This is a genomic window from Fontivita pretiosa, from assembly GCF_050410795.1.
GTDB classification, from domain to species: Bacteria; Planctomycetota; Phycisphaerae; order Tepidisphaerales; family Tepidisphaeraceae; genus Fontivita; species Fontivita pretiosa.
Map to the genome: position 1 here is coordinate 5475024 of NZ_CP191258.1, position 17928 is coordinate 5492951.

Genomic DNA, 17928 nt, shown 5'->3' on the forward strand with positions numbered 1-17928 from the left:
AATCATGCTCATCGGTCTTGTCGCTATCCTGCTCGTAGGCGCGATCGCCTACTTCCACTATGTGCAGGGGCTGTTCAGCGCGACGCTGTCGGCGATCCTGGCGATCGTGTCGGCGGTGCTGGCGCTGTCGTATCACGAAGTCTTGGTCTGGGCCGTGCTTCGCGGCAAAGTTGCCGATCAGGCGCATGCCCTCATGCTCGTGGCCCTCTTCGCCGCGTGTTACACCATCCTGCGCGTGATCTTCGATTCGGCGATTCCCGGCAACGTCCGACTGCCCGTGCTGCTGGACAAGATCGGCTCGGCGGTGATGGGAGCCGTGGCGGGAGTATTCGCGGTGGGCATCCTGCTCATTGCGGCGCAGATGCTGCCGTTTGGCCCCGAGATCGGCGGTTATGCCCGCTATGCCCTGGTCGATTCCAGGGAAGTGCGCCTGCCCACGCAGCGACAGGCCCTGGATACCTACGTCTACGACGTGCTGAAATCCGACAAGCTCGGACAGTTCGACCCCAATGACCGCAGCTCGCTGATTCTTCCCGTCGATGACATCGTCGTCGCAACCACACGACACCTCAGCGACGGCGGCGCACTGGCCGGACGACAGAGCTTCTCAAAGGTGCACCCGGCCCTGCTCGATGAACTGTTCGGACAACGGCTGGGCATCCAGACCGGCGCCAAGCACGTGGCCTACAACCTGCCCGGAGATCAGCAGGTCACACTCCAGGGCGTATACATGCTGGACAGCGCACCGCAGGCGGACGGGGAGATGGAAGCGATTCCCGGGCGGGGGAAGGTCGGCGGCGTGCTCAAGCCGGCCAGCACCGAGGCGATGCTGGTGGTTCGCCTTCAACTCTCGCGCAACGCCTCTGACAGCGACAACAACGTGCGGATCAGCCCCGGCTCGGTGCGGCTGGTTGCCAATGCCACCAATTACTATCCGATGGGCACGCTGGATCTTCGCGAGGGGCCGGTGGTTCGCGTGCAGCGGCTGGATGATTTTCTGATTGTTCCAAGTGACGGCGTGGTCGATTTCGTGTTCATCGTGCCGCGTGAAGATCTCGGGCTGGCGACGGCTGCGCCGGCGCCAAGGCGCGGCGCGCAGGCCGCCGCCCAGCAGCAGCCCCAGCAGATGCAGATCGGGCCGGACGTGTTCCTGGAAGCCAAGCGCATGGGGTACATCGATCTGTCGGGCCAGGAAGTCCGGCATGAGGTTCCGCCGGCGCCGCAGACGGGCGTGATGCGCAAGGAGTCGCTGCCCAAGCCGACGGTGCAACCCGGCGCCGCCGGGACCGCGGCCGCGGCGGCAGGCACCGCCGATCAGCCGTTCGTCATGGAGCGACTGGAGATCAGCAATCGTCTGTTCACCGAAGTCAATACCGCAGCGCGTGACGGAGATGCGCAGGTGACGTTCGCATCCGGAAGCGCATCGATCCGGGACAACAGGTTCCATAAGCTGGAGGTGAATCCAACGCAGACGATCGCGCTGCTCAGTCGCGGGGATTATGTGATCAGCGAGCTGTGGTCGCCGCCAGGAACGAAGGTCGTGCAGATCGCAGGCGCCCCGCCCAGCCGGGCAAAGGATCCCTGGGAGTGGGCGGACAAGCTCGGCCAGTTCGAGCTGATCGACGCTAACGGCGCGACCTACAAGCCTCGCGGTGCCTGGGCCAGGCTCAAGCAGGGTCCACAGGACCGCATGGTCGCGCGCTACAACGCCGAGGCCGACGTGACCAGCGTCGAGCAGTTTCCCGAGGCCCGGCCGGTGGACGTGTGGATCGCGTTTGTCGTACCGGAAAACACGACACTGAAGGAGTTGCGTTTCGCCGGCAAGCGGATCAGGTCGCTAAACCAGACGGTGCAGTAGCCCGCGGAGGACACGCGGGAAAAGACTCCCGACCCCTTTTTTAAGGGGTCGGGAGTCTTTTTCGCCGTGATCGAAAGACAAACGACCCGCCCGCAACTTCAGCCAGCAACGCCGCGTATACTGGCGGATACTCGACCAGCAGCAGCCGGGCAGGCATCACCCATTGCGGCAGGTGCCACAACACATAGCTGATCGAAACGGTGGCGGCGAAGACCAGCCCGCCAACCCCGCCGGCGCCTGCAAGCAGCGGCACAAACCCCAGCATCCAGATCAAATACCACGGATAGACCACCGGCGCAAACAGCAGCGACGTCAGCAGAACCCAATACCCAGCCCGGGCCACATCGCTGCGCCTGATCCACAATGTTGCCGTCACGAGAAGCGTGACCATCCCCGCCAGTAGCCGCGCGCCCTGCTTGGCCCGCTCCATGTTCATTCCGTCATCGCCTTCGCCAAACAGATACTTGATCAGCTCGTAAATTGATCCGTTGGCTTCCCAGGCGCGGCTGAAAAGCCGGGCCGAGCGCGACCAGCCGACATAGCCGCCGTCAATCAGCATGAGCGGTGCAAACAGCATCAGCACACAGACGACAAATGCGACGCAGCAGATCGCAAGCTGCCTCAGCCGGCCATCCCGATACGCGTCGCGCAAGACAAAGGGCAGCAGCAGCACCGCAAACGGCTTGATTCCCGTCGCCAGCCCCAACCACAGGCTCGCGGCGGTGAAGCTGGCCCTGTGGATGCTGCGCACAACCAGCAGCAGCAACATCACACCCACGATGTCCTGATGCCCTGAACCGGCGCACTCAAGGATGACCAGCGGATGCCAGGCGAACAGCACGCTGCACCATATACTCTGGCCGGCGGCGTTGAGGATCGCGATCAACAGCAGCGTTGATACGACCGCTGCAATGGCTGCGGCGGCGCGGAACACGATGCCGCGGTATGGCGGCACGGGGCCGTCGAGCATTTCCCGCCATGTCTGACGCCTGTCAGGACCCGGGTCGATCCCGATCCACTGCTCGATCCCCGCCGCCACCACAAACAGAGCCTGCGAAGTGGGAAGGTAGATCGTGTTCAGCTCGGGATGCGTGACGGCGGCGTCGATGGCATCAGTGGGATGAGTCGCGGCGAATTGTCTCGGGGTGGTCGCATAGGGGCTGCGTTTTGCCAGCCACATCCGCCCATCCAGTCGATATCGAGCCAGGTCCTCGGACAACGCCGGCCGCAGCAGCACCAGCGCCGCCGCGTGCAGAAGGATCGTCACGCCGAGCACGACGATCAGACTCGATCCGGCGCCGAGCCTGATTGCGTTGCGTGGAGTGGTCTTCAGGAGCATCGCCACGCACAGGATCAATGTCGAGAGAACGATCCAGCCACCGATGAGGATCGAGTCGTTGTGAAGGATCCGCTGCCCGCGCAGACACCAGAGCCAGGCGAGCGTGCCGGCTGGAATCGCCAGCGCCAGCAGAATCCATGCGGCGAACCGGATATGCGCGCAGCGTCCGGATGCAGGGGCGGAGGCTGGCAGCGGGGTGTGCGTGGCGGCTTCGCAGTTACCGCCCGCCGGGGATGTTCTGGATGGCATCGAGCTGGTCCTGGAGTGGCGAGTTGCCGGACCTGCCGCCGCTGCCGGTCCGCCCCTGCGCCGCCGGCGCCTGCGGCAGCGCGATCTCCTGCTCATTGCGGACCACAAAAACCCGCCCGCGCTTCTGATACGCTTCCAGAACCTGGTTTCTGGCCTCTTCATCCGAGGCGGACATGTTCTTCACATCGGTGCGCAGGCCGTTGTACTCGACGGCGACGATGGTGTCGTTGCGCTTGAGGCCGAAGTATGTTTCGTAAGCCCCACCCGACACGACCGCCGTCACCAGGATTCCGCTGGGTTTTCCGGCGGTGGTGAGCATTTCCAGATCGGCTGATTCGCTGGCGCGTGCGCCGGTCTGGGGGTCATTGCCGCTGAACTGATTGACCTGTCGCCGTGCCGACTCGCCGCTCTGAAGCACCTGCTGGGTGTGGTCCAGCCCGCCGCCCTTGCCCAGAAACCAGACGATCACAGCAACGACCACCAGGATGCCGACCAGTCCGAAAATCGCGCGCATGAGATGCGTCCTTGGTTGAGGTTCCTTCTCATCAAGTATAGCACGCCGGGCAGGCTCACAACTCGCGAGTGGCGATCAGTTGGTAGTTGGCGTCGCCCTCGATCTGCCGTTCGACCCCGTAATATTGATCGGCGTTAACAAAGACGACGCGCAGGTGGATGTCGGCGTGAGCCAGGTCCGGACTGCGCTCGAAACTGGCGTCGATGACATCCAGGCCACCCTGCTTGAATTTTCTGACGGCGTCGGCGACGCATCCGGGGGCGTAGCGGGTCCGCAGCGTTACGGTGCGATAGCGGAGCTTGGGCAACCAGCCCTCCAGGTAATCCAGCAGCCACAGCGCCACCAAGATCAGCAGACTGGCCAGCGCCGACAGCAGATACATGCCAAATCCGATGGCCAGCCCGACAGCGGCGACGCACCAAAGTCCGGCGGCTGTGGTCAGCCCGCGGATCGAGCCATGGTGCTGAATGATGGTTCCGGCGCCCAGGAAACCCACGCCGGTCATCACGCCATAGGCGATGCGGGCCGGATCGACGTTAATGTTGACCCCTGGGGCCGCCTGCCAGGGGTAGAAGGCGAATTGTGCCGAGACGATCATCACCAGCGCCGAGCCGACACAGACCAGCAGGTTGGTGCGGAAGCCTGCCTGCCGGCCTCGCAGCTCGCGTTCCAGCCCCACCAGCCCTCCCGCCACCGCCGCCAGCAGCAACCGCAGGAACGCTTCCATGGGCCAGCCCAGCCCCGCCGCCCAGTTCCGTAACGCCAGGTCCCACGTGTCGATCAGCGAGATCATTACAGCAATCTTAGCAGAAGTGTGTGCAATGCCGCAGAAGCTGCCGCGAGCTGCGACGGATCACACCGCGCCGACTCTCACCGCCTCGCGCTGCGTCGGGCGGATGGTCAAAAGACGGTCCAGGCGGGTGATCTTCAGCAGTTCCTGCAATCGCGGTCCCACGCCGCAGAGCACAAGCTGGCTGTTCTTGAGCTGCGAAAGCTTCTTGTTCATCGTCAGGATGATGCCGATCGCCTGCGACGAGAGGTATTGCACCTTCTCGAAGTCCAGAACAATCCTTCGGCGATCCTCGGCGTCGACCAGACGATAAAGGCTTTGCCCGATCGTTTCGAGTTGGACGGGGTCCATCAGGGAAGGCTGTCGAAATTCGATGACGGTGAATTTGTCAACCTGCTGGACAATGAACGGGACCGAAGCCGCCGCGGCCAATGGTCCGCTGCCCGGGCTGCTGCCGAGGTTGTTGTTGGCCTGTGTCATGTACGAGCGGATCGCGTCATGCCGCGACGAGCACCCAGTTTAAACCAAAGCTGAGACCGAGTCCACGGCTCGATCACCGTAAAATGTCGGGCACACGGATTTCCGCAAGCACGCGGGTACCGTGCAATCGTCCAGATGCTGGCCAGACCGTGTCACGGGCGTCTCGCCCGTGCTGAGCGGCACGAAGTGGTGAATAGGCCGGAGGACGGCCATGCCACAGTTGGCTCGGACGTGCCACGGGCGTCCCGCCCGTGCGGCAGATCATCCCACACGCGCGCGACGCCCGTGACACGGGTACAAAACTCTAGCCAGAGTGCCGGAGCGGATTTCGCGCCGGGTTGGCGCTTACGCGGGCTCCTTCACGCGCGTCGCCTCGAATTCGCGAGTGCGGGTCTGGCCGTCGGCGGTGGTCATCTCGCTCTTGCCTTTGAGCACATCGCCTTCGAGCTTGGCCGTGTAGTTCGTGGTGAACTCCCGGTCCTCACGTTTGCGGACGACCTTGAAGCTGATCTGCCCGTCGTCGCTGATCTTCCCGTCGCTGATCGGGACCTCAGTGTTGCCGAAGCCCAGCAGCGTGCCGGTGAGCGTCTGGCCTTCCTGCTTGAGCTTCAGGACGATCTCGCGTGACTGACCGTCGCGGCCTTGAACGGTCCACTTCCAGGTTCCCGAAACGTCCGGCGCTTTCTTTTCGCCCTGCTCGGCCGCCGCAACCGCGCCCACGAGCACACCGACCACGCCGAACAACACCAGAACCAGACCTGCAAGTCTGCGATTGGCCAACATGTTCGCTCCTTATCTGAAGAGCCTGGGGGAACCACTGTTTTGTGCGACGGACGTACAGTTGCCGGCACCTGCTGCTTTCTTCCATCAGAATCGCAACAACCGCCGCAACGGGCTGGCGCGAGGCGGCGGGCGTGGCCGGCTCGGGTCGGCAAGATGGTCGATCTGATACAGCCGCAATTCCATGTTGACGTAGGCATTTGTTGACGGCGACGGCACCGACTGCCACAGGAGTTTACCCTGCTCAAACAGCTTGCGATAGAAATCAGCGCGTTGATGAAAGGATCGCTCGGGCTGGGTGCCGGGCATCGGTTCAACGCCGGGAACAAAAAATCGCTCGTAGGTGTACGATGCGACGGCAACGTACTGGACACCCTCATTGGCCAAATCGGCGGGAGTGGGCGCGGCGTCGGCGGCGAACATGAGCTGCATGACGCGTTGCCGCACCCGGCTCTGCTCCGGAAATCGCCAGGGGTCTCCCTGCCCGCCCAGATCCGTATATCCATCGGCCACGATTCGGGCGTCGTGCGGCAGGTTGCGGGCGACCCACTCGCGAAGTCTCTGACGGCTGTCGTCGCGAAACTGGGTATTGAAGTTGATACAGCGATTGGCCTGCAGGGTAATGATGCAGATCAGGGTTGCGATCAGCGTGGCCAGCCCCAGCGCCGGGCGGTGACGTTGCAGCCGCCTGATCCCCGCCGCCGCCAGCATCGACAACGCCGTGTACAGACAGATGGTGATGGGCAAGGCGTAACGGGCGAAGGGGATTCGGTTGTAGCTGAGCACCAGGGTATACGCCAGCAGAAACGCCGCCAGGACAATCGCCCATCGGCTGGGCTTTCGGGGGCGCCAGGCGACGGCGGCGGCGGCGCCGGCGGCGCCGAGCAGCCACAGATGCAGCATGGTTTCGCCCGTGGCGACGCGCAGACAGTAAAGATTCGGACTCGGCAATCGCAGCCCGGAGTGGCCACTGGTGGCGTGGTCGAACTCTTCGCGAATGGCATAGTCGGCCGGCTGCGCCAGCTCCAGTCGTCGCCAGTCCCGGAACGCGCGAAAGTTGATCGCCACGATCGCAGTCAGCATCACGACGACGAACGTAACCAGCCGGGCCGGCGATACCCACCAGCGGGTGAATCCGGCGATCAGCAGCGTGATCAGGCCGGGAACGACGGTCATCGCGCCGACGTACTTGCCGCTCAGGGCCGCGGCGCAGCCCACACCCAACACCCCCGCCGACAGCAGTTGCGTCCACCACCGCCGCGTGTGGATGCTCAATGCAGCACCCAGAATCGCCAGCATCATGCCGCACACCAGCGCCGTGTCTTCCTTGAAGTAGTGCGCATAAACCAGCAGTGGCGGGCACAGCGCCACGGCCGATCCGACCACCAGCAGCCCTACCCACCCCAGCGCCACGTACCCCGCCATCGCCACCGCGAAAACCCCGATCGAGGCCAGCAGCGCCGAGCAGCTTCGCCCGGCGATCACCAGCTCCCGCACCTGGATCGGCACATCGAACGTCTGCCGCCAGAGATTGGCCACTTCCAGCAGCAACAGCGGATGATTGAAGTTGCGTGGCTGCCAGGGGAGCATGATCTGCTCGGCCTTGGAGTGCTCATCGGGGTGATACGAGACGGGAAAGTCGTTGTTGCGGGTGAACAGCCAGAACGAGAGCGTGGCCATTGCCAGGGCCACCGCACAGGGCAACAGCGCGGCGGCGGCTGCGCGCAAGCGAGATCCGATGGGCAGGCCAGCCAGGGCGGGCGCGGCGGCAGGCTCGCCGGCCCGCGGCACTGAAGCAATGGTCGTCCGCATCGTGATCTGCGCCTCCCGGGGGCTGGTGCGGTGATGCAACGTATGTTGAGACGAGCGAATCGTCCAGTTGTTTCACTTCCGAGCGTGATCTTTGAGGAAGTGACCGGCCGGCGCGCGGACGTGCCACCGGACTGTTTCGTCCCCGGTTGGCGCAACACGATTTTCTCCGCAATCCTCGGACACCGGCGCGACCAAGGTTGGTATGATAGTCATCGGTTCTCACGTCCCGGTTGCCCACGTGCCCGGCCACGCCGGCCGCGGCACACGGAGGATTCCGCAATGGCGTCGCCTGCCTTGTCGATCATCAAGGTTGCTGCCATCCCCAACGGCTGCTGCATCCGAGTGGAAGGACGTGGAACGATGCAGGAAAGCCAGCCCGCCAGCGACATCGCTGTGCGCACACTCGAAAGCGATCCGTCGGCGATGGTGGTGTATGACCTGTCCGCCTGCGAGTATCTGGACAGCACGTTTCTCGGCGGGTTGGTGAGCCTGTGGCGGAGGTTTGGCGGCGTGCGCGAGTCCGGTGGCGGCGAATGCAGCCCGCGATATGCCATATTCGCCTGCCAGCAGCGACGACAGAAACTGTTCGGCGCCTGCGGGATCGACCGGATCCTGCCGGCGCTGCCCCAGGCGCCGCCGATCATCGGACAGTGGTATGTGCTGCCCGCCGCCTCTCACGATCCGCGCGAGCTGATGCGGCACGTCATGCAGTGTCACCGTGCCCTGGCCCAGGTGGAATGTCCCATGCGCGCCGCCTTCGCAAAGATTGCCGACTCGATCGAAAAGGACCTGGCCAAGGTCTAACTGCACCACCGGCAACACTCGCCACGCCGTCACAGACCAGCCCTCGTATACCCCGCCGGTGGATCGTGGGTTCGTCACTGCGCGGGTCATTGAACGATCCGGCCATTGCCCCTAGGCTGAGAGGCGATGGCACAATTTTCCCGTGTTCCCGGCGTGTCGCTGCTCGGCCCGCCGATTCACACCATCCGGCATTACAACCTCCACAAGCTGCGCAAAGACCTTCTTGCCGGACTTACCGTCTGCGTCGTGGAGATCCCCCAGGCGATGGCGTATGCGCTGGTGGCGGGTGTGCCCCCGGTGTACGGAATCTATTCCTCGATTCTCCAGGGCGTCATCGGGGCGATGCTCAGCTCCAGCGAACATCTGACCACCGGGCCGACCAACACGCAGTCCCTGCTGATCGCCTCCGCCGCAACGCGTGTGGCGCAACTGTCTCCCACGGCCTACCTGGAGCTGGTCTTCGGGCTGACGTTGATCAAGGGGCTGATACAGGTCGCATTCGCCGCTGCCAGGCTCGGCGATCTGGTACGGTACGTCAGCCGCAGCGTGATTGTCGGCGTGGCGGCGGGCGCCGGAGTGCTCATCGCGGTCGGACAACTGCCCAATCTGCTGGGCGTCAGCCCCGCAACCGAAAGCAGCCTGCCGGGAGCAATCGGCGCTCTGGAGCGTCTGTGGCCGAACCTGGCTCAGACCAATCCGCTGTCGGTGATGATTGGTCTGGGGGCGATCGCGGTGGTGGTGGGTTTGCGGCTGATCTCACGGTTTGCGCCCGGGGCACTGCTGGCGGTGGTGCTCTCGGGCGGCGTGGTGGCGCTGGCCGGCTGGAGCGATCGAGTGAGCATCATCGGCTCGCTGCCGCGCGGGTTTCCCGGGTTTCACATCCCGCAGATTTCGCTCAACGATGCCCGCGGGTTGTTTGCTGGTGCTTTGGCGCTGGCGATCCTGGGATTGCTCGAATCAGTCGCCATCGGCAAATCCATCGCCGCACACACCGGCGAGCGGATCGATCCCAATCAGGAGTTCTTCGCCCAGGGCGTGAAGAACGCGCTGACCAGCTTTTTCCAGTGCATTCCCGGCTCCGGGAGCTTCACGCGCTCGGCCCTGGACTACGCCGCCGGCGCCGAAACACGTTTCGCCGCCGTGTTCAATGCCCTGTTCGTCGCCGCGATCTTCTTCTGCTTCGCCGACTACGCCAGGTTCATCCCGCTTTCCAGTCTGGCGGGGGTGCTGATGGTGATCGGCTATCGGTTGATCGACTGGCGATTCGTCGCGCGCATTGCGCGCACCAGCCGCCCCGACGCCATCGTCTGCTTCGCAACCATTCTGGCCACCATCCTGGCGCCGCTGGAGTTTGCGATTTTCGTCGGCATCTTCCTGAACATCGCGATGTACCTGCGTACCGCCAGCCGGCTGCACATGGCGGAAATGGTTCAGGCGCCCGGATCCAGCGGCACGTTTCTGGAGCGTCCGCTGCCGGATCGGTTCGACGGCCAGCAGAAGGTGGTGTTCCTCCAGCTCGAGGGCGACCTGTTTTTCGCCGTCGCCGACGAATTGCAGGACCATCTGACAGCCCTTGCGCTGACGCGCAGTGTGCGAGTGGTGATTCTGAGGCTGAAGCGGACGCACTCGATCGACGCTACCGTCCTGCACGTGCTGGAGCGATTCGTCCGCGACATGCGCGATCAGGGCAGGCACGTCGTGCTCTGCGGTGTCCGGCCCGAACTGATGCGAACGCTGCGCGCCTACGGGCTGATCGACCTGCTCGGCAGCGACAACGTGTTTGAGGCCGGGCCGGGCGTCTTCACCAGCGCCCGACGCGCCGTGGCCCGCGCCCGACAGCTCGGCGCCGGCTCGTTCGATATCTCCGGCGTCGATCTGGAAGACAGCGAAGAGTGGGCCTACACCATCTGAACCGCCGCACCGTCGGCTTGATTCACCGTTTCTCAGGCGCTACATTGCCCGCAGCGCGGGTTGGATCGGCCAATCTCCTGCTGCATTGATCAGCATTATCTGCACTTGCCGGAAGCTTGCGATGGCAGCGAATGGGAAATCAACGGTGGGCGTATGCCTGTTGGGTTGTGGGGTGGTGGGCGGCGGAGTGGAGCGTATTCTCCGTCAGCAACGGGATCTACTGTATCGACGAACCGGGATCGATTTTGAGCTTCGACATGTTGTAGTCAAGGATCGCAATGACTACCCGCCCAACCACGCTGAGCTGCCTATGTCCACCGACGCCAATGCGGCAATCGACGATCCGGGCAGCGATATTGTCGTGGAGTTGATCGGCGGCACCGGCGTCGCCGGATCGTTTATCGAGCGGGCCCTGAGGCTCGGCAAGCCGGTGGTGACGGCCAACAAGAGCCTGCTGGCGGCGCGCGGGCCGGAACTGTTCGCCCTGGCGCGTCAGCACGATACGTGTATCGCGTTCGAGGCGTCCTGCGGCGGGGGCATCCCCATCATCCAGTCCCTGCTGCACGGACTGATCGCCAACCGCTGCCAGGCGCTGCTTGGAATCATGAACGGCACCTGCAACTTCATCCTGACCCAGATGACCCAGAAAGGCCACAGCTACGCCCAGGCGCTGGCCGACGCGCAAAAGGCGGGATTCGCCGAAGCCAACCCGACTTTGGATGTCTCCGGACGGGACACGGCGCAGAAACTGGCGATCCTCGCGGGGCTGGCGTTCAACGTCCGCATCGCCGAAAGCGACATCCATGTCGAGGGAATCGACAAGCTTCAGCCAGCGGACATCGGCTACGCCTCGGATCTGGGGTACGTGATCAAGCTGCTGGCGATTGCCGAGCGCGTGAATGGCTCGGAGTCGGCGGTCCAAGGTTCGGGCACGGCGCAGGCGGCGGCAGCATCCATGCCTCCGCCGCACACGTCCGACTCCCAGCCGCTGCTGTGTCTGCGCGTGCACCCGACGCTGGTTCATCGCGAGGATCAACTTGCGCAGGTCTCGGGCAGCTTCAACGCGATCAGCTTTTTCGGCCACGCCCTGGGGCATGCCCTGTTCTACGGACGTGGTGCCGGACGAACCCCAACCGCCAGCGCGATTGTCTCCGATCTGGTCGGCGTGGCTTTGGGGACAACCCCGCAGTTGTTCAAACGGCTGCACGTCTTTCCCGACCAGACGCCCGCGGCGCGGGTCCTGCCGATCGAGCAGTTGAAATCGCGCTATTACCTGCGGCTGGCGGCGAAGGATCAGCCGGGCGTGCTGGCGCAGGTGACTGCGGCGCTTGGCCGACACGGGATCAGCCTCAGCGCCGTGATGCAGCGGGAGAGCGAAGATGGTGACGGATATGTGCCGGTGGTGATCACGACGCACCGGGCGCGCGAGGGAGATGTCCGCCAGGCGCTGAAGGAGATTGACGCCCTGGCGACGATCCAGCCGCCGACGGTCTGCCTGCGAATCATGGATCAGCCCGAAGAGTTTGCAGCGGAGTGAGGTCTTTTGAAGTTCGCTAAAGCGGATTGTGATCCTTTGGCTGCGCTGCGCCACGCCGCGGCGTAGCGCAGCGCAGCCGCGGGATCCATTGGGAAAGTATCCCCCCAACCCCCGTCTCATTTCGCATGCTGCCTCTCCGCTGCTTCGTCCGGAGGTTCGATGTCCACCTGGCTGTGAACCTTCTCCGGAGAGCTTTCCCGCAGCACGCGGTAGATGCACCAGATCAGCAGCGCCGTCACAAACCCCACCGACAGCAGCATCACCACCCAACCCGCCGCCGTCAGCTCAAAGTTCGGCGTTGCTCCAGTGGGGGTTTCCAGTTGCGCGATCATCGGAGATTGACCTCAAATCCACGGGCACGCTGGTTGGCAGACCATCGCCTGAACGACTGGCTGACCAGCAATCCGAACAGCATCCACACCGCCAGGATGAATCCCACCGACAGTTTTGTGGGCAGGTCGTGCATCAGCGCGGTGAAGCGATTGGCCTCGGTGGCGCGAAGCTGCTGCCAGAGGAACGCAACAAAGACGATGACCAGGTATGTCGGGGAGACGTACTGGATCACGTACATGACCCATCGAGGCAGATGCAGCTCGGCGCCGCGGGTGATTTCCTCGTAACCCCTGTCCACGCCGAACGCCCGCCCCCACAGAAATACCTGAAACATCGCAAGGATATAGATGCAGAAGGTGCCAATCCAGAAGTCGAAGGTGTCCAGGGCAACAAGGTTCTTGGAGAAATACATCACGAAACCCGAGCCGACCAGAGTGATGAACCCCAGCACCGCCACCGCAACACGCCGGCTCATGCCCGGGCCTTCCTCCAGCAGCGCGATGGCCGGCTGGAGCATGGACAGCGAGCTGGTCAGTGCCGCCAGAAACAGCAGTGAAAAGAAGAGCGTGCCGACGATCTGTCCACCGGGCATCGAGGCGAAAACCATCGGCAGCGTGATGAACCCCAGAGTGAACAGCGAGCCGCCGACGCCCGCGGCGCCCAGGAAGATGAACGCCGCCGGCACCGTGATCAGCCCGCCCAACGCCACTTCGCAGAATTCGTTTCCTGCCGCGCTGGTCAGCGCCGACAGGACGATGTCGTCATCCCGCCGCACGTAGCTGGCGTAGTTGATGATGATCCCGAAACCGACCGAAAGGGAGAAGAAGATTTGCCCGGCCGCCTCCAGCCACATCTGCCCGTTGGCCAGCGATTCGAAGAATCCCAGCCGCTCGGTTCGCGGGTTCCACATGAACCCCAATCCGCTCAGCACGTTCAGCTCGGGTCTGTCGGGGTTGGGCGTGTTGAGCGTCAGCACGCGGACCAGAACGATCAGCGCGCAGGCGATCAGCGCCGGCATCGCCCACGTGCAGAACCGCTCGATGCCCTTGGTCAGCCCGCGATAGATCAGCCCGAAGTTCAACAGGAAACACAGCAACACGAGGATCGCCGCGGCACCACCCTGTGATTGAATGCCCAGCCCGTTCTCGTCCAGCCCGGTAAATGCGCGGAACAGGTTCACGTAAGGCGTCTTGTCGGTTGTGCCCAGCGCCAGTTTTCCAGTGGCGATGTACCAGGCATAGCCCAGGCACCAGGCCTCGATCACCACGTAATACATGTAGATTACAACCGGCACGAGCACGGCCAGCGAACCGAAGAACGCGGCGATCGGCCCGCGGGTGAGCATGCGGTAAATGCCTGGCGAGGAATTGAAGCCGCGTGCCCCGCCATAGCGCCCGATGGCCCACTCCACCCACGCCAGCGGCAGACCCAGCAGCAGGAACGCCGTGAAGTACGGGATCATGAACGCCCCGCCCTCGTACTTGGCCGCCAGTCCCGGAAACCGCAGGAAGTTTCCCAGCCCCACGGCGCTGCCCATCACCGCCAGAATCACGCCGAATCGCGTGGCCCAGTTCTGTCGCGGTTGCTGTTGCAGTGGTTGCTCCTGAACGATTTGGCTCATCACAGCCCCGAGCATACTATCGACCCTCGCCCGGCACACAACCCCCGCGCCCGCCGCACAGGTTGCGGCGCTCGAGCCAAGTACGCCACCTGCATCACAGACGTCTCGCCCGTGGCCAGCAGCATGAAGCGATGAACAGCTCGGACGTCGGACTTTCGAGCTCGAGTGCACCCTGCATGGCCGGGCCGGCCATGCCACAATTGGCTCATCTTCTGCGGCACGGCTTGCCGATGAATTATCGGACCGCCGCTGGCGACGGCTGGCGGCGCATCAGCCTCGATTGACCCGGTTCGCCCGATCGAGCGATCGACTCCGACTTCGCCTTTGTCATGCACCGCTTCTGTGCCATCCGTGCCACTGTCGCGATCGCCCTGATCGCCGGGTCCATGCTGGTCCTGCTCGGACGCGTCGGCTACCTCCAGACCTATGGCCGCGAGCAGACTATCCAGAAGGCCGAGCGACAGCAGCATCAGACCGAAGTCCTCTACGCGCGGCGAGGAAGCATCTTCGACTCGACCGGCCTGCTCATGGCCGGAACCGTCCAGACGCTCTCGCTTTTCATAGACCCCAAGTTCATGCAGGACGAATTCCAGGCCGACGGACGAAGCCTGGTGGACATGGACAAGGCCCTTGAACAACTGGCCAAACTCATCGATGCCGATCCGTTTGAGCTGGCCAAGCTGCTGGGCGATCGCTACACCAGCCGGTTTATTCGCGTGGCAGACAACCTCGATGAGCAGACCTGCCAGCAGATCGAGCGGATGAAACTGCCGGGGGTCGGGCTGACGCCGATGAACGTGCGCTATTACCCGATGGGCTCGATCGCGGCGCATGTGCTGGGCGGGGTGGGCGCCGAGGGCGTCGGGCTGGAAGGTCTGGAGCTGAAATACGAGAAGCTGCTGGCCGGACGCAACGGCTACAAGCGCACACTCAAAGACGCGCGGCGTCGAGCCATTGCCGTCAGTGCCGAAGACTACCTGCCCCCGCAGAACGGGCAGCATCTGATCCTCACCATCGATGCCAACATCCAGATGATCGCCGAGCAGGAGCTCGCCGCCGCCTGCCAGCAGTTCAGCGCCAAGGCCGGCGAGGTCGTGGTGATGGATCCGAACAGCGGGCAGGTGCTGGCGCTGGCGAACTATCCCACGTTCAATCCGCAGAATCTGGAGGATTCGACAAAGGAGATTCGGCGCAACCGGTGCCTGACCGACCCATTCGAACCCGGTTCAACCCTCAAGCCCTTCATCGTTGGCCCGGCGCTGGCCTGGAAGCTTACGCGAATCAACGAGGTGTTTCCCATTCACGGCCCGCATTACAAGTCCTCGCTGCGCGCCAAGCTAGTGACCGACGTGCATCCATATGAGTCGCTGGCGACATGGGACGTGCTGGTCAAATCCAGCAACATCGGCATGACCATGATCGGCGAGCGATTGGGCAAGCAACGGGTGTATGAAGCGCTGCGAAGCTGGCGGCTGGGACAACAGACAGGCATCGAGCTGCCCGGGGAAGACCCGGGAATGCTCAAGCCGCTGCGACAGTGGGGAAACTCAGACGTGGTTTCGGCGGTGCAGGGTTATTCGGTCCTGGTCACGCCGCTCCAGCTCGCCCGCGGCATGTGCGCCTACGCCAACGGCGGACGGCTTGTGCCCGTGCGACTGGTTAGAGGAGTCCTCGACGAAAATGGCTCGGTCGTCTCGCGCTGGCCAGCGCCGGAGCTGAAAGACATGCCACAGGTGCTGGATGAAGCTACCGCCGCCCAAGTGCGGCGAATCCTGGCCGACGTGCCCGTCCGCGGCACCGCGACCAGGGCCAGATCCAGGCACTGGAACATCTTCGGCAAGACCGGAACGGCGCACCTCAGCCGCGGTGGGGGCTACAACGACCAGAGCTACACCAGCAGCTTCATCGGTGGCGCGCCGTACGAGAACCCGCGACTGGTCATCGCGATGATCATCCACGAACCGGACCGATCCAAGGCCCACTACGGCGGGACGGTCTCGGCGCCCGCCGCCGCACGCGCGCTGGAACGGGCGCTGGCGTATCTTCAGATTCCAGCCTCGCCGGACCTGCCGCCACCGCCGCCGCAGATCGCCTCCGTTCTGTACGCGTTTGATCCGAAGCTGTATGCTCCGCGCTCCTCCCTGCCGCCGCGGACGGCATCGGCCGCGCAGGATTGACATGCCCGCGCCAATCGCCCCTTCGCCCGGCAATCACTCGAGCTGCTTCTACTCGATCGGCTCGGGAATTGGCGTCTCCATCGGCCTTCGCCACAGCAGGTGCAGTCGCCAGTGGGCGTCGTCGCGCTCGGGGTAGTCCAGCCGGTAGTGTGCCCCGCGCGATTCCGTTCGCGTGTACGCCGCCGTCGTGATCAGAAAACAGGCCGTCAGCATGTTCTGAAGCTCCCAGCCTGCGATCGCCCCCGCCGGACCGTGATCCGCCACGTTGAACGTCTTGTCCATGACGTATCGGCTCCAGAAGGCGATGATCTCGCGGGTCTCGCTCAACCGCTCGCCGGTGCGCTCGATGCCGACGTTTCGCCACATCACGCTTCGCAGCGAGTTGCGCACGTCCACGATGTCCAGCTCGGTCTTGTCCGAAGGCGCAATCCTGTGCTCGAGCTGGAGCGGGAACTTGGTCTCGTCGCCCCGGGCCTGCTGCGCGGCGTCGGCACCGGCGCGGGCACCGAATACCAGCCCTTCCAGCAACGAGTTGCTCGCCAGCCGGTTGGCGCCGTGCAAGCCCGAACAGCTCGCCTCGCCGATGGCATACAGCCCCGGCAGGCTGGTGTGGCCCATCAGATCCGCATCCACCCCGCCGATCATGTAGTGCGTCGCCGGGTGGATGGGGATCAGGTCGCGCGACGGATCGATCTCGAACTGCTCGCACAGCCGCGCAAGCTGGGGGAACCTGGCCCGGAACCGCTCGGCCGGCAGATGCCGCACGTCCAGAAACACGTGCGTGAAGTTGGTCTTGCGTATCTGTTCGACAATCGCCCGGCTGACCACGTCGCGCGGTGCAAGCTCGCCCATCGGGTGATAGTCGCTCATGAATCGCCGGCCGTTGCGGTCCACCAGATGCGCCCCCTCGCCGCGAACCGCCTCGGTGATCAGCGCCCGGCTGGACCCGGCGACGTACAGCGTCGTGGGATGGAACTGCACCATCTCCATGTCCTGAAGCGTCGCCCCGGCGCGGTAGGCCATCGCGTGACCATCCGCCGTCGCGATCTTGGGGTTGGTTGATTCGCGATAAAGCTGCCCCGCTCCCCCGCTGGCCAGGATCGTCCGCCGAGCCCAGATCACGTTCACGTGCCCGTCGATCAGCGCCAGCGCACCCAGACACCGATTGCCCTCGGTGATCAGATCGATCGCGAAGCTGCGCTCGCTGATGCGGATCGTTTCGAAGCTGCGAACCTTGTTGATCAGGGTCTGGGCCAACTCCTTGCCCGTGGCGTCGCCGCAGGCGTGCAGGATTCGCGCGTAGCTGTGCCCGCCTTCCAGACCGAATGCCAGATCGTGCGGGTTGCCGATCTGTCGGTCGAACTGCGCTCCCCAGCCCAGCAGCTCCAGGACGCGTTTGGGGCCTTCCTCGACCACGACGCGCACCGCCTGTTCGTCGCACAGCCCCACGCCGACGACTTCGGTATCGCGGATATGAGCTTCGACGGAATCCAGGGGCTGAAGCACGGCGGCGATACCGCCCTGGGCGTACCAGGTATTGGATTGCTCGATGGTGTCCTTGGTCAGCAGCAGAACTTCGGCGTCGTTTTCCGCCGCCGCGATCGCCGCCCGCAGCCCCGCAACCCCCCCGCCGATGACCAGCACGTCGGTGACCTGCTGCGGCAGCCGCGCGGCGCGAAACGGAATCAGGTATCGCCTCTGCGTTAACGGTTCAAACATACAC

The 17928-nt window shown here is 64.1% G+C and carries 14 protein-coding genes; 5 read left to right on the plus strand and 9 right to left on the minus strand.

Annotation, left to right across the window (positions count from 1 at the left end):
* Positions 1 to 4: 4 nt before the first annotated feature.
* Entirely contained in the window at positions 5 to 1858 is a 1854-nt protein-coding gene (locus tag ACQS5P_RS22175; RefSeq protein ID WP_428938800.1) for a CvpA family protein, read from the plus strand.
* 40 nt (positions 1859 to 1898) lie between these two features.
* Here the strand turns inward: ACQS5P_RS22175 and ACQS5P_RS22180 are convergent, their stop codons facing one another.
* From ACQS5P_RS22180 to ACQS5P_RS22205, 6 genes are all read right to left on the minus strand, one after another.
* On the minus strand, positions 1899 to 3446 hold the full coding sequence (locus tag ACQS5P_RS22180) for a glycosyltransferase 87 family protein (RefSeq protein ID WP_428938801.1): 1548 nt from the start codon (positions 3444 to 3446) through the stop codon (positions 1899 to 1901).
* Positions 3415 to 3960 carry a hypothetical protein gene (locus ACQS5P_RS22185; protein ID WP_428938802.1) on the minus strand — a complete coding sequence of 182 codons (546 nt, stop codon included), beginning with the start codon at positions 3958 to 3960 and terminating at the stop codon, positions 3415 to 3417. The genes ACQS5P_RS22180 and ACQS5P_RS22185 overlap by 32 nt, the downstream gene beginning before the upstream one ends.
* A 55-nt stretch (positions 3961 to 4015) precedes the next feature.
* Positions 4016 to 4753, minus strand: coding sequence for an MgtC/SapB family protein (locus ACQS5P_RS22190; protein ID WP_428938803.1), 738 nt, complete (start codon positions 4751 to 4753; stop codon positions 4016 to 4018).
* A gap of 60 nt (positions 4754 to 4813) precedes the next feature.
* A complete protein-coding gene (locus ACQS5P_RS22195; protein WP_428938804.1) occupies positions 4814 to 5230 on the minus strand; it encodes an STAS domain-containing protein in 417 nt (138 codons plus the stop codon).
* A gap of 345 nt (positions 5231 to 5575) precedes the next feature.
* The gene (locus tag ACQS5P_RS22200) at positions 5576 to 6013 is read right to left on the minus strand and encodes a hypothetical protein (protein WP_428938805.1); all 438 of its coding nucleotides are present in this window, start codon (positions 6011 to 6013) and stop codon (positions 5576 to 5578) included.
* 84 nt (positions 6014 to 6097) lie between these two features.
* Entirely contained in the window at positions 6098 to 7822 is a 1725-nt protein-coding gene (locus ACQS5P_RS22205) for an ArnT family glycosyltransferase (protein ID WP_428938806.1), read from the minus strand.
* A 360-nt stretch (positions 7823 to 8182) separates the two neighbouring features.
* On the opposite strand from ACQS5P_RS22205, the gene ACQS5P_RS22210 reads away from it, so the two are divergent.
* From ACQS5P_RS22210 to ACQS5P_RS22220, 3 genes are all read left to right on the plus strand, one after another.
* Entirely contained in the window at positions 8183 to 8626 is a 444-nt protein-coding gene (locus tag ACQS5P_RS22210; protein ID WP_428938807.1) for an STAS domain-containing protein, read from the plus strand.
* A 126-nt stretch (positions 8627 to 8752) separates the two neighbouring features.
* Positions 8753 to 10537 (plus strand): SulP family inorganic anion transporter, encoded by a 1785-nt coding sequence (locus tag ACQS5P_RS22215; RefSeq protein ID WP_428938808.1) that lies wholly within the window; start codon positions 8753 to 8755, stop codon positions 10535 to 10537.
* A 121-nt stretch (positions 10538 to 10658) separates the two neighbouring features.
* On the plus strand, positions 10659 to 12074 hold the full coding sequence (locus tag ACQS5P_RS22220) for a homoserine dehydrogenase (protein WP_428938809.1): 1416 nt from the start codon (positions 10659 to 10661) through the stop codon (positions 12072 to 12074).
* 116 nt (positions 12075 to 12190) lie between these two features.
* Here the strand turns inward: ACQS5P_RS22220 and ACQS5P_RS22225 are convergent, their stop codons facing one another.
* On the minus strand, positions 12191 to 12406 hold the full coding sequence (locus tag ACQS5P_RS22225; RefSeq protein ID WP_428938810.1) for a hypothetical protein: 216 nt from the start codon (positions 12404 to 12406) through the stop codon (positions 12191 to 12193).
* A complete protein-coding gene (locus ACQS5P_RS22230) occupies positions 12403 to 14028 on the minus strand; it encodes a sodium-dependent transporter (protein ID WP_428938811.1) in 1626 nt (541 codons plus the stop codon). The genes ACQS5P_RS22225 and ACQS5P_RS22230 overlap by 4 nt, the downstream gene beginning before the upstream one ends.
* A 329-nt stretch (positions 14029 to 14357) precedes the next feature.
* Between ACQS5P_RS22230 and ACQS5P_RS22235 the strand changes: the two genes are divergently transcribed.
* Positions 14358 to 16205 carry a peptidoglycan D,D-transpeptidase FtsI family protein gene (locus ACQS5P_RS22235; RefSeq protein ID WP_428938812.1) on the plus strand — a complete coding sequence of 616 codons (1848 nt, stop codon included), beginning with the start codon at positions 14358 to 14360 and terminating at the stop codon, positions 16203 to 16205.
* A gap of 48 nt (positions 16206 to 16253) precedes the next feature.
* Here ACQS5P_RS22235 and nadB read toward each other — a convergent pair whose 3' ends face one another.
* The gene (gene nadB, locus ACQS5P_RS22240; protein WP_428938813.1) at positions 16254 to 17924 is read right to left on the minus strand and encodes an L-aspartate oxidase; all 1671 of its coding nucleotides are present in this window, start codon (positions 17922 to 17924) and stop codon (positions 16254 to 16256) included.
* Positions 17925 to 17928 lie beyond the last annotated feature (4 nt).